The organism is Pelagibacterium halotolerans, assembly GCF_044811015.1.
Classification (GTDB): Bacteria; Pseudomonadota; Alphaproteobacteria; order Rhizobiales; family Devosiaceae; genus Pelagibacterium; species Pelagibacterium halotolerans_A.
The window spans coordinates 1,758,020-1,772,363 of sequence record NZ_CP085243.1 but is presented as its reverse complement, the minus strand read 5'-3'; the positions used below and the strand labels follow the sequence as shown (position 1 = coordinate 1,772,363).

General features: G+C 63.1%; 9 protein-coding genes. All 9 read left to right on the top strand.

Going from position 1 to position 14,344, the window contains the following annotated elements; all coding sequences use genetic code 11:
* Positions 1-5 precede the first annotated feature (5 nt).
* The 9 genes from LG281_RS08750 to LG281_RS08710 all read left to right on the top strand — a co-directional run bounded on the left by LG281_RS08750 (position 6) and on the right by LG281_RS08710 (position 14,158).
* Positions 6-1,238 (top strand): CmpA/NrtA family ABC transporter substrate-binding protein, encoded by a 1,233-nt coding sequence (locus LG281_RS08750; protein ID WP_404406376.1) that lies wholly within the window; start codon positions 6-8, stop codon positions 1,236-1,238.
* A 382-nt stretch (positions 1,239-1,620) separates the two neighbouring features.
* Entirely contained in the window at positions 1,621-3,015 is a 1,395-nt protein-coding gene (locus LG281_RS08745) for a CmpA/NrtA family ABC transporter substrate-binding protein (RefSeq protein ID WP_404406374.1), read from the top strand.
* A 71-nt stretch (positions 3,016-3,086) separates the two neighbouring features.
* Positions 3,087-4,163 carry an ABC transporter permease gene (locus LG281_RS08740; protein ID WP_404406372.1) on the top strand — a complete coding sequence of 359 codons (1,077 nt, stop codon included), beginning with the start codon at positions 3,087-3,089 and terminating at the stop codon, positions 4,161-4,163.
* A gap of 12 nt (positions 4,164-4,175) precedes the next feature.
* Positions 4,176-5,909: an ABC transporter ATP-binding protein gene (locus tag LG281_RS08735; RefSeq protein WP_404406370.1), complete on the top strand. Its 1,734-nt coding sequence runs from the start codon at positions 4,176-4,178 to the stop codon at positions 5,907-5,909.
* Between the two features lie 11 nt (positions 5,910-5,920).
* The gene (gene nirB, locus LG281_RS08730; protein WP_404406368.1) at positions 5,921-8,368 is read left to right on the top strand and encodes a nitrite reductase large subunit NirB; all 2,448 of its coding nucleotides are present in this window, start codon (positions 5,921-5,923) and stop codon (positions 8,366-8,368) included.
* Positions 8,369-8,374: 6 nt separating this feature from the next.
* Complete coding sequence (gene nirD / locus LG281_RS08725; protein ID WP_404406366.1) at positions 8,375-8,710, top strand: nitrite reductase small subunit NirD; 336 nt, start codon at positions 8,375-8,377, stop codon at positions 8,708-8,710.
* A 3-nt stretch (positions 8,711-8,713) separates the two neighbouring features.
* Complete coding sequence (locus LG281_RS08720; protein ID WP_404406364.1) at positions 8,714-11,344, top strand: molybdopterin-dependent oxidoreductase; 2,631 nt, start codon at positions 8,714-8,716, stop codon at positions 11,342-11,344.
* On the top strand, positions 11,316-12,752 hold the full coding sequence (cysG, locus tag LG281_RS08715) for a siroheme synthase CysG (RefSeq protein ID WP_404406362.1): 1,437 nt from the start codon (positions 11,316-11,318) through the stop codon (positions 12,750-12,752). Before LG281_RS08720 ends, cysG begins: the two co-directional genes overlap by 29 nt.
* Positions 12,753-13,243: 491 nt before the next feature.
* Positions 13,244-14,158, top strand: a complete 915-nt coding sequence (locus LG281_RS08710; RefSeq protein WP_404406360.1) for a LysR family transcriptional regulator — start codon at positions 13,244-13,246, stop codon at positions 14,156-14,158.
* Positions 14,159-14,344: the final 186 nt, after the last annotated feature.

The window sequence follows — 14,344 nt, the reverse complement described above, 5'->3', positions numbered from 1 at the left end:
AAACCATGGGACTGACCCACATCTCCGTCGGCTATGTGCCCCTCCTTGATAGCGCTGTGCTGATCGCTGCCCAGGAAATGGGGTTCGCCGAAACTGAGGGGCTTTTCCTCACGCTGACGCGCGAGACGTCTTGGGCCAATATTCGCGACCGCGTCGCCATCGGCCATTTCGATGTCGCCCATATGCTCGCCCCCATGCCGCTGAGTGTGAATCTCGGTTTGGCGCCGCTTGAGGTTTCCATGGCCGCGCCGATGGCGCTTGGCCTCGGCGGCAATGCCGTAACGGTTTCCAACGGCCTCTGGGGCGCGATGAAAGGTCAGGGGGCGTCTGAGGGTGTCGAAGCTGCGGCTTCGGGCTTGGCGCTCAAGCGTGTTATTGAAGCCCGTACCGCCAGTGGCCAGCCTCCGCTAAGATTTGGCGTTGTACATCCTGAAAGTGGTCATAACTATGAGCTGCGCTACTGGCTTGCGGCTTCGGGTATCGATCCGGTCCGCGATATCGAAATCGTGATTGTGCCGCCGCCATTTTTGCCCGACGCGCTGGGTGCGGGTCGAATCGATGGCTATTGCGTCGGAGAGCCGTTCAATTCGGTTGCGGTCGCGCGCGGTGTCGGGCGCATCGTCACGACCAAGTCTTCGATCTGGCGCTCGAGCCCCGAGAAGGTTCTCGGTACCCGTACGCAATGGGCCGAGCGTTATCCCGAGCAGCTTGCGGCCCTGATCCGTGCGACGACGCGCGCGGCGCGCTGGTGTGGTGATCCGGCCAATCACGGTAAGCTGGCGGATATTCTCGCCCGTGATGACCGCCTCGGCATTGCGCCTCCCATTCTCATGGGCGCGCTTTCGGGCAGGCTCGACCTTGGAGGTGGCGCGGTCTTTGAGGTTTCGGACTTCTTTATTCCCTTTGAGCGGGCAGCAAACTTCCCCTGGATTTCTCACGCTCTCTGGTTCTACGCGCAAATGGTGCGCTGGGGGCAGGTTGCCCATAGTGCGGAGAATGCTGCCAAGGTCACCGCCACCTATCGACCCGACATCTATCGCGCCGCGCTTGCCGGGCAGGGCATTCCCGTGCCTGCCGCCAACGCCAAGGTTGAAGGTGCGCTCTCCGAACCGACGGCACTCGGGGCGATGGAGGGCAGGCTGATCCTTGGCCCGGACGGCTTCTTCGACGGGATGCAGTTCGATCCCGACGCCATCGACGGCTATATTGCCGCGCAAAGCTCAGGCGTTGCGGCATAATTACGTGTGCCGCCGCTGTAATCACTGCCGACTTGTGCGCAAAATATAATCAATATGCGCGAGTCTTGTGCGGTGAAATTTCCGCCTGCGGTTGGCGCGATTTTCCAGCCGTATGCTTATATCCTTGAGACTCAACTATTTTTCGGGATTCTTCCAAACTGGCACGCTTCCTGCAAAGCAGTATGCGAATGAGCTCCTCCCAAGACGGCTCATGATAGATCTGGCGTCCAAGGGCGGGCGCCGCGGAAAATGGCAAAGCCGCCAACTGGTGCATGTGTCCGGGCAAAAGTCCCGGCGCGCGTGTCGGTTGGCGGCTTTTTGCATTTCGCGGTGCGCGTGCCGGCAGACGTTGGACAAAACGGTGCAAACGACGGAGACGACAATGAACTGGACAAGGGGCAAGGCCAAAATTGCGGCAACATTGCTGCTGGCTGCCTCGGCGCTGAGCGCCGGAGCCGCGAACGCCGAAATGCTCGACCTCGAAAAGGACGAGCTCACCTTCGGCTTTATTAAGCTCACGGACATGGCGCCGCTCGCCATCGCCTACGAGAAGGGCTATTTCTGGGACGAGGGACTCTACGTCACGCTCGAAGCCCAAGCCAATTGGAAGGTGCTGCTCGACGGCGTGATCACGGGTGAGCTCGACGGCGCGCATATGCTCGCCGGCCAACCCCTCGCCGCCACCATCGGCTATGGCACCGAGGCGCACATCATCACTCCCTTCTCCATGGATTTGAACGGCAACGGCATCACCGTTTCCAACGAAGTCTGGGAGCTGATGAAACCAAACCTCGAGATGAACGCGGACGGTTTCCCCGTTCATCCGATCTCGGCTTCGGCGCTTCAGCCGGTCATCGAGGAATACCGGGCCAGCGGCCGCCCCTTCAATATGGGCATGGTTTTCCCGGTATCGACCCACAATTACGAATTGCGCTACTGGCTCGCGGCCGGTGGCATCAATCCCGGATTCTATGCGGGTGGTGACGACGTCACCGGCCAGATTGATGCAGATGCTTATCTTTCGGTCACCCCGCCGCCGCAAATGCCCTCGACGCTCGAAGCTGGCACCATCGACGGCTATGCCGTAGGCGAGCCCTGGAACCAGGCTGCCGTCTTCAAGGGCATCGGCGTCCCGGTCATCACCGACTACGAACTCTGGAAGAATAACCCGGAAAAGGTGTTCGGCATCACCGCCGAGTTTGCCGAACAATACCCCAACACCACCATCGCCATTACCAAGGCGCTGATCCGTGCCGCCAAATGGCTCGATGAAAACGACAACGCCAATCGCGCCGAAGCCGTCGAAATCCTCTCCGAGCCCGAATATGTCGGCGCGGATGCGGAAGTCATCGCAGCCTCGATGACAGGCACCTTCGAGTACGAAGCTGGCGACATCCGCGAAATCCCGGATTTCAACGTCTTCTACCGCTATTACGCGACCTATCCATACTATTCGGACGCCATCTGGTACCTCACCCAGATGCGCCGCTGGGGCCAGATCGCAGAAGATAAACCCGACGACTGGTACGCCGAAGTCGCCGAGTCCGTCTATCGCCCGGATATCTACCTCCAAGCCGCTCGGATGCTCGTCGATGAGGGTTTGATCGATGAAGCCGATATCCCCTGGGATACCGACGGTTATCGCGAACCGACGGACGAATTCATCGACGGCATTCTCTACGACGGCCGCGAACCCAACGCCTATATCGACAGCCTCGAAATCGGGCTCAAGACCGGCGAGGTCGTCGAAGGCAACGCGATCGTCTCGACCAACTAGCTGTTCCTCACTTTTCGGGCGACCGGGCTCCTCCCTGGCCGCCCGCCAACAACCAGAAGGATGTTTCGGTTATGAGCATCGCGAGTGACACTTCCGAAAACACAGGCGCGGGCCGCCGCGAAAAGCTCTTCGCAGTCATCAACCGCGCGTCGGCTTGGCTCGGCGCGCTGGGGTTTGGCTGGCTCACCCCGCTGCTCAAGATCGCAGTGGGCGACGATCCGCGCCAGCAGATGGGCGAGCTGCGCGATACCCTCCTGTTCCCGCTGATGGGCATCACCGTCTTCGTCGCCGGCTGGGCCATTCTCGCGCCGCAGGTCCAGACCTCGCTCGGCGCCATCCCTGGCCCGCTCCAGGTGCTCGAACAGGCCGGCGGGCTCTGGGAAGATCATGTCGAAGAGCGCGAAAAAGCCGACCGCTTTTACCAGATGCAGGTCGAACGCAACGCCGAACTCGAAGCCGAAGGCGAAACCGACCGGATCAAGTGGCGCGACTATACCGGCAGCCCGACCTTCATCGACCAGATATTCACGTCGCTAAAGACCGTCGGCCTGGGCTTCCTCATCGCAACCGTCGTGGCCGTTCCGCTCGGCATTGCCTCGGGGCTCTCCAAACCCTTCAACGGTGCCCTGAATCCCATCGTCCAGCTCTTCAAGCCGGTCTCACCGCTCGCCTGGCTGCCCATCGTCACAATGGTGGTGTCGGCTGTTTACGTGGACGCCTCCGAAGCGCTACCCAAGTCGCTCGTCATCTCGGCGGTCACCGTGACGCTGTGCTCGCTCTGGCCGACGCTGATCAATACTGCGCTTGGCGTGGCCTCGATCGATAAGGATCTGGTCAACGTTAGTAAGGTGCTGCGCCTTTCGACGGCCAAGACCGTCACCAAGCTGGTGCTGCCCTCGGCGCTGCCGCTGATCTTTACCGGGCTCCGTCTGTCGCTGGGCGTGGGCTGGATGGTGCTGATCGCCGCCGAAATGCTCGCGCAGAACCCCGGGCTCGGAAAGTTCGTCTGGGATGAGTTCCAGAATGGTTCTTCCTCCTCGCTGGCGCGCATCATGGTGGCCGTTCTGACCATCGGTATCATTGGCTTCCTGCTCGACCGGGTGATGTTCACCCTGCAGACCGCCTTCACCTTCTCGTCCAATCGATAGGGGAAGAGCCAGATGTCGACCATTCTCGAACTCACCGACGTTGCCAAGCACTACGGCGAAGGCGCAAAGCGCAACGGCGTACTCGACGGGCTGAATTTGAAGGTCGAGGATGGCGAATTCGTCGCCATCCTCGGGTTCTCCGGCGCGGGCAAGACGACACTTATTTCGCTGATGGCCGGGCTCATCGAGCCCGACCGCGGCGGCGTGCTCTTCAAGGGTAAGGAGATCGACGGCCCGGGCCGCGAACGGGGTGTCGTCTTCCAGTCCTATTCGCTCATGCCCTGGCTCACTGTCGCCGGCAATGTCGACCTCGCGGTCGATGCTGTGCACACCAAGCTGTCCAAGGCCGAGCGCGTGGCGCTGCGTAACCGTTATGTCGAAATGGTCGGCCTCGACCATGCCGCCGACCGCCGTCCTGCAGAGCTATCCGGCGGCATGCGCCAGCGCGTGGCGGTTGCCCGCGCATTGGCCATGCAGCCCGAAGTTCTGCTGCTCGACGAGCCGCTCTCGGCGCTCGACGCGCTCACCCGTTCCAAGCTCCAGGACGAATTTGCCGAAATCTCGCAAGCCGAGAAAAAGACCATCGTTTTGATCACCAACGATGTGGACGAAGCCATCCTTCTCGCCGACCGCGTGATCCCGCTGACGCCGGGTCCCGACGCAACGCTCGGGCCGTCCTTTACTGTGGATATCGAGCGTCCCCGCGACCGTGGCGAGCTCAACGGCGACGACAGGTTCATCGCGTTGCGCCGCGAGATCACAGAATATCTGATGGATGCAGGGGCTGAGCGCAACATCGAGGTCGAACGCGAAGTCCGGCTGCCCAATGTCGTGCCGATTTCCATCGGCAAGGCCCAGCCACCCAAGGCCTATAAGGACGCCGCCGCCGGACCGGCGTCGGAGCGCTATCTCGAATTCTCCGGGGTCAAGAAGGTCTACCCCACCCCCAAGGGTCCGCTGACGGTCGTCGACGGGTTCGATCTCAAGATGAAGAAGGGGGAGTTCGTCACGCTCATCGGCCATTCGGGCTGCGGCAAGTCCACCGTCCTCTCGATGGTCGCGGGGCTCAACGATATATCCTCCGGCGGCATTATTCTCGACGGTACCGAAGTCGTGGGAGCGGGGCCAGATCGCGCGGTCGTCTTTCAGGCGCCCTCCTTGATGCCCTGGCTCACGGCGCGTGAAAACGTCGCTCTCGGCGTGGACCGCGTCTACCCCAAGGCCAGCACCGCCGAGCGCCGCGACATCATCGAATACTATCTGAGCCGCGTCGGTTTGGCCGACGCCATGGATCGCAGCGCTGGCGATCTATCCAACGGCATGAAGCAGCGTGTCGGCATTGCGCGTGCCTTCGCGCTCTCGCCCAAGCTGCTGCTGCTCGACGAGCCCTTCGGCATGCTCGATTCGATCACCCGCTGGGAGCTTCAGGACGTCCTGATGGACGTCTGGGCCAAGACCCAGGTCACAGCCATCTGCGTCACACACGACGTGGATGAGGCGATCCTCCTCGCCGACCGTGTGGTGATGATGTCGAACGGCCCCAGCGCCAAGATCGGTAACATCATGGATGTCGATCTGCCGCGCCCGCGCTCGCGCAAGGCGCTGCTCGCTCACAAGGATTACTACGCCTATCGCGAGGAACTCTTCGATTTCCTCGAAGCCTATGAGGGTGGCGCAAATCCCGACCAGGAAACACTCGACCGCATCCGTTCCAAGCGCGCCCAACGCGCAGTCGCGGCCGAATAGGAGGACAGACGATGAAACAGAAGCTCATCGTTATCGGTGCCGGCATGGCCTCTGGCCGCATGCTCGAGCACCTTTTCGAAGCCGGTCCCGACACCTACGACGTGACGCTCTTCGGCGCCGAACCGCGCGGCAACTACAATCGCATCATGCTCTCCCCGGTGCTCGCGGGCGAAAAGACCTACGAGGAGATCGTTACCCACGATCAGGACTGGTACGCGGCAAACAGCGTCACCTGCCGGTTCGGCCAGACAGTGACCAAGATCGACCGGGAGAGCAAGACGGTTTTCGCCGACGGTGTGGAAACGCCCTATGACAAGCTGGTGATCGCCACCGGTTCGGCACCCTTCATCATTCCGGTCGCGGGCAAGGACCTGCCGGGCGTCATGGCTTTTCGCGATCTCGATGACGTCAACAACATGGTTGCGGCGGCGGAAAAACCCGGCGCCAAGGCCGTTGTCATCGGCGGCGGGCTCCTGGGGCTCGAAGCCGCCGCCGCGCTTTCCAATCGCGGCATGGATGTGGTGGTGCTGCACCTGATGGGTCACCTGATGGAGCGTCAGCTCGATCCCGCTGCGGGTTATCTGCTGCAAAGAGAACTCGAAAGTCGCGGCATCAGGATCCACTGCAAGGCGCAGACCAAAGCCATACTCGGGGAGGAGCGCGTCGAGGCGGTGCTGTTGGAGGACGGCACCGTCTACGACGCGGATCTGGTGGTGATGGCTGTCGGCATCCGGCCTGAGACACGCATCGCCACCGACGCTGGGATCGCCGTCGAGCGCGGCATTGTCGTCGACGATCAGATGCGCACCTCGGATCCCGACATCCTCGCGCTTGGCGAATGCGTCGAGCACAACGGCATGGTCTACGGTCTCGTCGCTCCGCTTTACGACATGGCCAAGATCGCCGCAAAAACGCTCACGGGCACCCAAGCCGCCTTCAAGCCGGTCCAGACCGCAACGCAACTGAAGGTCACCGGCGTCAACCTCTACTCGGCGGGCGACTTCGCCGAAGCGGACGACCGTGAGGAGATCGTGCTGCGTGATGCCGCCGCCGGCGTCTATAAACGTGTGGTCCTCAAGGAGGACAGGATCATCGGTGCCGTGCTTTACGGCGAAACCGGCGATGGCGCGTGGTTCTTCGATCTACTGAAGCGCGCCGAACCCATCACCGAAATGCGCGACACGCTGATCTTCGGCCAGGCCTATCAGGGGGGTGCCCAACTGGACCCTACGGCGGCCGTTGCAGCCTTGCCGGATGATGCAGAAATCTGCGGCTGTAACGGCGTATGCAAATCCACGATCACCGGCGCGATCATGGAAAAAGGGCTGACCAGCCTTGACGATGTCCGGGCCCACACCAAGGCTTCGGCCTCGTGTGGCTCGTGCACCGGACTTGTCGAAAAGCTCCTGATGGCCACGCTGGGGGACGCGTACAACCCCGCTGCCATTCAGCCCATGTGCCCGTGCACCGAACTGGGGCACGACGAAGTGCGCCGTCTGATCGTTGCCAAGGAGCTCAAATCCATCCCGGCGGTCATGCAGGAGCTCGAATGGAAGACCTCCTGCGGCTGCGCCAAGTGCCGTCCGGCACTGAACTACTACCTCGTCGCCACCTGGCCGGGTGAATATGAGGACGACAACCAGTCGCGGTTCATCAACGAGCGTGTCCACGCCAACATCCAGAAGGACGGCACCTATTCGGTCGTGCCGCGCATGTTCGGCGGCATTACCAACCCGAAAGAACTGCGCGCAATCGCCGATGTCGCGGACAAGTTCAACATCCCGACGGTCAAGGTCACCGGCGGTCAACGCATCGACTTGCTCGGCGTAAAAAAGGAAGATCTCCCGGGTGTCTGGGCGGATCTGAACGCCGCCGGCATGGTCTCGGGCGCCGCCTACGCCAAGGGTTTGCGCACGGTCAAGACCTGCGTGGGTTCGGACTGGTGCCGTTTCGGCACGCAGGATTCGACCGGGCTGGGCATCCGCATCGAAAAGTTCATGTGGGGCGCCTGGACCCCGGCCAAAGTCAAGATGGCCGTATCGGGTTGTCCGCGCAACTGCGCGGAAGCCACCTGCAAGGATGTCGGTGTCGTGTGCGTGGATTCGGGTTACGAAATCCACTTCGCTGGCGCCGCTGGCCTCGACATCAAGGGCACCGAGGTTCTCTGCCACGCCAAGACCGAGGACGAGGCGATGGAGATCATCGTCGCGCTGGTCCAGCTCTACCGCGAGCAGGGACGCTATCTCGAGCGCATCTACAAATGGGCCAAGCGGGTCGGTTCGGATTCGATCAAGGCCGCGATCGTTGATGATTTCGAAAAGCGCCGCTCATACTTCGACCGCTTCGTCTACTCACAGAAGTTTGCGCAGGTCGATCCGTGGGAGGAGCGGGTCAATGGCAAGGACGCCCACGAATTCGCCGCCATGGCCGAATTCGGCATGCCCCAGGCAGCGGAGTAAAGGCAAATGAGTGATTGGGTCGAAATCGGCAAGCTTTCCGACATTCCTCGGCGCGGCGCCCGCTGCGTCAAAACTCCGATCGGCAAGATCGCAGTGTTTCGTACTGCGGCCGACGAGGTCTTTGCCATCGATGACCAGTGCCCCCACAAGGGCGGCCCCTTGAGCCAGGGCATCGTTCATGGCGCACAGGTCACCTGTCCCCTGCACAACTGGGTCTTCTCGCTCGAAACCGGCGAGGCCCAGGGCGCGGACGAGGGGGCGGTGCGCACCTTTGCGCTCAGGCTCGACGGTGAGAAAATCTTCATGGACGCGAACGTCCTGCTCGCAGCCGCGGCGGAGTAAGGTATGTCGCGCGAGGCCATCCGGACCACATGCCCTTACTGTGGCGTCGGCTGCGGCGTTCTCGCAACCCCGCAGCCCGACGGCACTGTAACGATCGCGGGCGACCCGGATCATCCAGCCAATTTCGGGCGGTTGTGCTCGAAAGGCTCGGCGCTCGGGGAGACCCTCTCGCTCGAAGGCCGGCAATTGCGCCCCATGGTCGACGGGACCGAGGTGGATTGGGATACCGCGCTTGATGCGGTGGCGGACCGGCTCAAAAGCGTCATCGCCGAGTATGGCCCGGATGCTGTCGGGCTTTATGGTTCGGGTCAGCTCCTGACCGAGGACTACTACGTCGCCAACAAGCTGATGAAGGGCTTCATCGGCACGGCGAACATCGACACCAACTCGCGCCTGTGCATGGCGTCTTCGGTCGCCGGGCATAAACGCGCCTTCGGCTCGGATACAGTCCCCGGCTGCTACGAGGACTTCGAGCAGGCGGACCTCATCGTCCTCGTGGGCTCGAACCTTGCATGGTGCCACCCTGTCCTCTACCAGCGCATTCTCGCTGCCAAGGAAGCCCGGCCCGACATGCGGGTGGTCGTCATCGACCCCCGCCGCACCAACGCCGCCGAGCAGGCGGACCTGCATCTTGCTATTGCTAATGACGGCGATGTTGCGTTGTTTTCCGGCCTTCTTGCGCACTTGGTGGCCTCCAACGCGGTTGATCGGCGGTTTGTCGAAAAGCACACGACCGGGTTCGAGACCGCGCTCGAGCTGGCCGAGCCCTGGACGATTACCCAGGTTGCCGGGGCGACCGGCCTTTCAACCTCCGATGTCGCTATGTTCTTTGACGTTTTCGCCGGCACGGAAAATGTCGTGACCATCTTCTCGCAGGGCGTGAACCAGTCGGTTTCGGGGACTGACAAGGCCAATGCCATCATCAATTGCCACCTCGCGACGGGCCGGATCGGGCGCCCTGGCATGGGGCCGTTCTCGATCACCGGCCAGCCCAACGCGATGGGCGGACGCGAAGTGGGCGGATTGGCTAACATGCTGGCCGCGCATATGGATTTCGACAAGGCCAACATCGTCGAGCGCTTCTGGAGCGCTCCGAACATCGCCCGCGAACCGGGCTTGAAGGCAGTCGACTTGTTCGCCGCGCTCGAAGCCAGGACGGTCAAGGCCGTCTGGATCATGGCCACCAATCCAGTGGTCTCCATGCCCGACGCCGACAAGGCCCGTGAGGCGCTTCTGGGGTGCCATACGGTCATCGTTTCGGACATGTATGCGACCACGGACACCGCCCGTTGCGCCGATATCTTCCTCCCCGCCGCCGGCTGGGGCGAGAAGTCCGGGACGGTGACGAATTCCGAGCGTCGCATCTCGCGCCAACGGGCGTTTTTGGCTCATCCGGGCGAGGCGCGGCCCGATTGGTGGATCATCTGCGAGGTCGCCAAACGGCTCGGTTTCGGCGATGCGTTCGCCTTCGCCTCGCCCGCGGAGATCTTCGCCGAGCACGCCGCGCTCTCGGGGTTCGAGAATGGGGGGACGCGCGATTTCGATATTTCCGGGCTCATGGACCAGGACTATGACAGATTGGTCCCAACGCAATGGCCAGTCCGCGCAAGTTCGTCCCCGGTTGCGCGCAACTTTGCCGATGGTGCGTTCTTCACCCCCGACCGCCGAGCCCGCTTCATCGCCACCCAGCCGCCACCGCCCAAGGCGACGGCGCCGGGGCAGGTGATCCTCAACACCGGGCGCGTGCGCGACCATTGGCACACGATGACGCGTACGGGGAATACGCCAAGACTTTCAGGTCACTACGCCGAACCATTCGTCGAAATCCACCCCACCGACGCCGATCGCCTGGGCATCCGCGGCGCCACTCTGGTCCAGCTCGAAAACGCGCTGGGGCGGGCCGTCATGCGGGCGCAGGTCACCGACCGTCAGCGGCCCGGGACCGTCTTTGCGCCCATGCACTGGACCGGCGCCTATTCCTCCGAAGGCCGCGTCAATGCGCTCGTGGCACCCATGGCCGACCCGGTTTCTGGCCAACCCGGGCTCAAGATGAGCGCTGTGAGCCTCTATCCGGCGAAGGTCGCGCTCTATGGGTTCGCTGTGTCTGCTGCACGGCCCGATTGCGCGGCTGCCGACTATTGGGCGACGGCCCGCGCCGAGGGTGGATGGCGCACGGAATTGGGGCTTTTCGAGGCCACAGACGACATCGCTGCGTCGCTTTTTGGCGACGCAACCGCGCTCGACGTCCTCTCCTATAGTGACGCCAAATCCGGGCGCGCCAGCCTTGCCGCATTCGCCGGGCCGCGGTTGGTTTTCGCGCTCTGGCTTGCGCCCGATCCGGTGCTCGTTTCGCGCCAATGGGCGGTGGCGCAATTGACCGAAACTCACGACAAGCCAATGGCTCGCAGCGCTGTGCTTTCCGGGCGTCCGGGCGCCGACAGGCCCGATCCGGGGCCGCTCGTATGCTCGTGCTTTGGCGTGGGCGCCAACCAGATCGCCGAACTCGCCGCTTCGGGCGAAGCGACGACTGTGGATGCGGTGGGGGCGGCTCTCAAGGCGGGGACCAATTGCGGCTCGTGCCGCACGGAAATCAGGAGGATCATCGATGCGCATCGTCTCCAGGCCGCAGAATGACCGCCGCCGGATGGGTGAGCTTGCCTGTCTCCCCGTCTTCTTTACGCTGACGGGTAAATCCGTGCTCGTCGCCGGTGGTTCGGAGGCGGCGGCGTGGAAGGCGGAACTGCTCGCGGCGGCGGGCGCCATCGTGCATGTCTACGCTGACCACAATGAAACAATCGAGGATATGCGCGAACTCGCAGACGCAGGCGTTGTCGTGCTTCACGATTCATCGTGGGTGGACGCTGACTGGTCGATTATGGCGCTTGCCGTGGGCGATTGCGCGGAGGACGAGGCGCAGGACTTCGCCGATCGCGCCGCGGCAGAGGGCGTTCCGGTCAACGTGATCGACAAGCCCGCCTTCTGCCAGTTCCAGTTCGGCTCCATCGTCAACCGTTCACCGGTCGTTGTCGGCATTTCGACCAATGGCGCCGCGCCGATCCTGGGGCAGGCCGTCCGGCGCCGGATCGAGACACTTCTGCCCAAAACGCTCGCGGCCTGGGCGCAAATGGCCCGGACGGTCCGCGCGCGCGTCACCGAAGCGCTCGCTCCCGGCGCCGAGCGGCGCGCGTTCTGGGAACGGCTTGCCGATTATGCCTTCCGTGCGGACCCCGGGGATAACTCTCCCGAAGGCTGGATCGAGAAGGCGAAAGCCGCACCCGAAGGCCGCGTGACGCTTGTGGGGGCCGGGCCGGGGGATGCGGAATATCTGACCATCAAGGCTGTGCGTGCCTTGCAATCTGCGGACGTGATCCTCTTTGACGATCTGGTGTCCGACGACGTGCTCGAACTGGCGCGCCGCGAGGCCAAGCGTATCCTCGTGGGCAAGCGCGGCGGGCGCGAAAGCTGCAAGCAGGACGACATCAACGCCATGATGCTCTCGCTGGCCAAGCAAGGGCGCAGCGTGGTGCGATTGAAATCCGGCGATCCGATGATTTTCGGCCGCGCAGGGGAGGAGATTGCCGCGCTCGAGGCCGAGAATATCCCCGTCGAGGTGGTGCCTGGGATCAGCACGGCATTCGCGTTGGCGGCACAGCTTGGTATTTCGCTCACCCATCGCGATTATGCGCAATCGGTGCGGTTCGTGACGGGGCACGCGCGCAACGGCAAACTACCGGACAGTCTCGACTGGCGCGCGCTCGCCGACCCGGCGACGACGCATGTCTATTATATGGCCGGACGGACGTCGCGGGCGTTGGCCGGGAGGCTGGCGGAGGCCGGGTTGGCGCTTTCGACGCCGCTCGTTGTGGCCTCCTCGGTGTCGCGGCCAGAGCAGACGGTGGCGTTCGGCACGCTGGCCGATCTGCGGGATGGCGCGATGGCGGTCGATGTGCGCCAGCCGACGATTATCGCCATTGGCGACGCGGTGGGGCGGGGAGCGGCTTTGCCGATTGAGGAACCGCAAACCGCGTACCGGAGCGCGTGAGGCCAGTCCAACGTATGCCGTTCCGCATTGCCCATACCCGTGGGGTGATTTCCACCCACCACGGCAATCGCTTGAAGCCAACCTCTCCACCGTCCGCTCGCTGCCCCCGACTTGATCGGGGGCCCATCAGCGCCTTGCCGACCCGGGATCGTCGTGCGATGCACGGCGGCGGCGCCGACTTTTGCCGTGCCGAATGGTGAGGGTGTCGGGTGCATTGGACGGGCAACGGAATCCTCACAGTCTCACCATCCGGTATGCACCCGGTTCCAGGTAGCGCTCTGCATCGCACTGCCAATTCGGGTACGCAAACGCTGATGGGCCCCCGATCAAGTCGGGGGCGGCGAGGAGAGGGAGCGCCAGAGCATACCTCCATCCGGGCCGATAGAACATCACTTCACGTGATAGCCCTATTCCGGCCACCCATAGCAGTCGCGCAAAGATGCATCCGCTTGATATAGTCCGGCTCTGTTTGAGATTCGGAACGCCAGCCCATGTCCCATTTCGACCCCGTCACCGCCCGCCTCGTTCTGGCTCTCGCGCGTGACGGGTCGATTGCCAGGGCCGCCGAGCATGAGGGGATCGCGCCTTCGGCGATTTCGCGACGCATCGCCGACCTTGAGGCGCGGCTTGAGGTGGTGCTGTTCGACCGCTCGGCCTTCGGCGTGACGCCGACGGCGGCGGGGGAGGAGTATGCGCAAGGCTGTCGCAGGATTTTTCGCGAGATTGCCGACCTCGAAACCGCGATGGGCGGCTATGCCGACGGCAAGGCGGGTGAGTTGCAGATTGCTTCGTCCTCGTCGGCACTTTCGGGGCGGCTACCCGAGCTTTTGGCGGAATATGCCCGCGCCAATCCCGGCGTCACGCTCGAGATTAAGGAAATGGCCGCGCGCGCATCGCTCTCGGCGCTCGAGGACGCGCAGGTGGATCTCGCCATCGTTGTCGACAGTTATGATTTTTCGCGCTTTGAGGTATCGCCTTTCGAGGACGACCATGTCTGGGTGATCGCTTCGCCCGACCATCCGCTGGCCGCGCGGATGGGAACGCGCAAACCTCTGCGCTTTGTCGAAACCGTCGCGCACGAAGTGGTGCGCGTGCACCATACCGGCGCGCTCGACCGGCTCCTGAACGACGCGGCGCAGAAGGCGGGACAGGCCCTGCACGGGCGGGTGAATGTCGAGGGGTTCCCCGCGATGGTGCGCATGGTCGAGGCGGGATTCGGGATCGGGTTCCTGCGCAATTCCTCGATCCATCTGCTGGCGGGGACCGATCTGGTTTATGCACCGCTCGGGGAGGATTGGGCCAAACGGCAATTGCTGATCGCGCGGCGGAAGAAGGGGCCGGTTTCGGCACCTGTGGAGGCGTTTCTGGAATTGAGTGCGAAGACGTTTGCGCCGATGCGGGGGTAGGCCAGGGGAATCGCTTGACGCCAGATTCTCCGCTACCCGCTCGTTGCCCCCGACTTGATCCTACGGGATTCACACATCCCGTTGCGCGCGTTCGTGCCACGCCCTCGCCCTTCGAGGCCCGCTTCGCGGGCACCTCAGGATGAGGGCTACTTGTAGGTGCGTGGCCTTCCCAGTAGCCCTCATGGT

What these genes read in the sequence shown, in the direction of transcription:
- LG281_RS08750 (WP_404406376.1), top strand. Translation starts at nt 6, where the DNA reads ATGGGACTGACCCACATCTCCGTCGGCTATGTGCCCCTCCTTGATAGC.
- LG281_RS08745 (WP_404406374.1), top strand. Translation starts at nt 1,621, where the DNA reads ATGAACTGGACAAGGGGCAAGGCCAAAATTGCGGCAACATTGCTGCTG.
- LG281_RS08740 (WP_404406372.1), top strand. Translation starts at nt 3,087, where the DNA reads ATGAGCATCGCGAGTGACACTTCCGAAAACACAGGCGCGGGCCGCCGC.
- LG281_RS08735 (WP_404406370.1), top strand. Translation starts at nt 4,176, where the DNA reads ATGTCGACCATTCTCGAACTCACCGACGTTGCCAAGCACTACGGCGAA.
- nirB (WP_404406368.1), top strand. Translation starts at nt 5,921, where the DNA reads ATGAAACAGAAGCTCATCGTTATCGGTGCCGGCATGGCCTCTGGCCGC.
- nirD (WP_404406366.1), top strand. Translation starts at nt 8,375, where the DNA reads ATGAGTGATTGGGTCGAAATCGGCAAGCTTTCCGACATTCCTCGGCGC.
- LG281_RS08720 (WP_404406364.1), top strand. Translation starts at nt 8,714, where the DNA reads ATGTCGCGCGAGGCCATCCGGACCACATGCCCTTACTGTGGCGTCGGC.
- cysG (WP_404406362.1), top strand. Translation starts at nt 11,316, where the DNA reads ATGCGCATCGTCTCCAGGCCGCAGAATGACCGCCGCCGGATGGGTGAG.
- LG281_RS08710 (WP_404406360.1), top strand. Translation starts at nt 13,244, where the DNA reads ATGTCCCATTTCGACCCCGTCACCGCCCGCCTCGTTCTGGCTCTCGCG.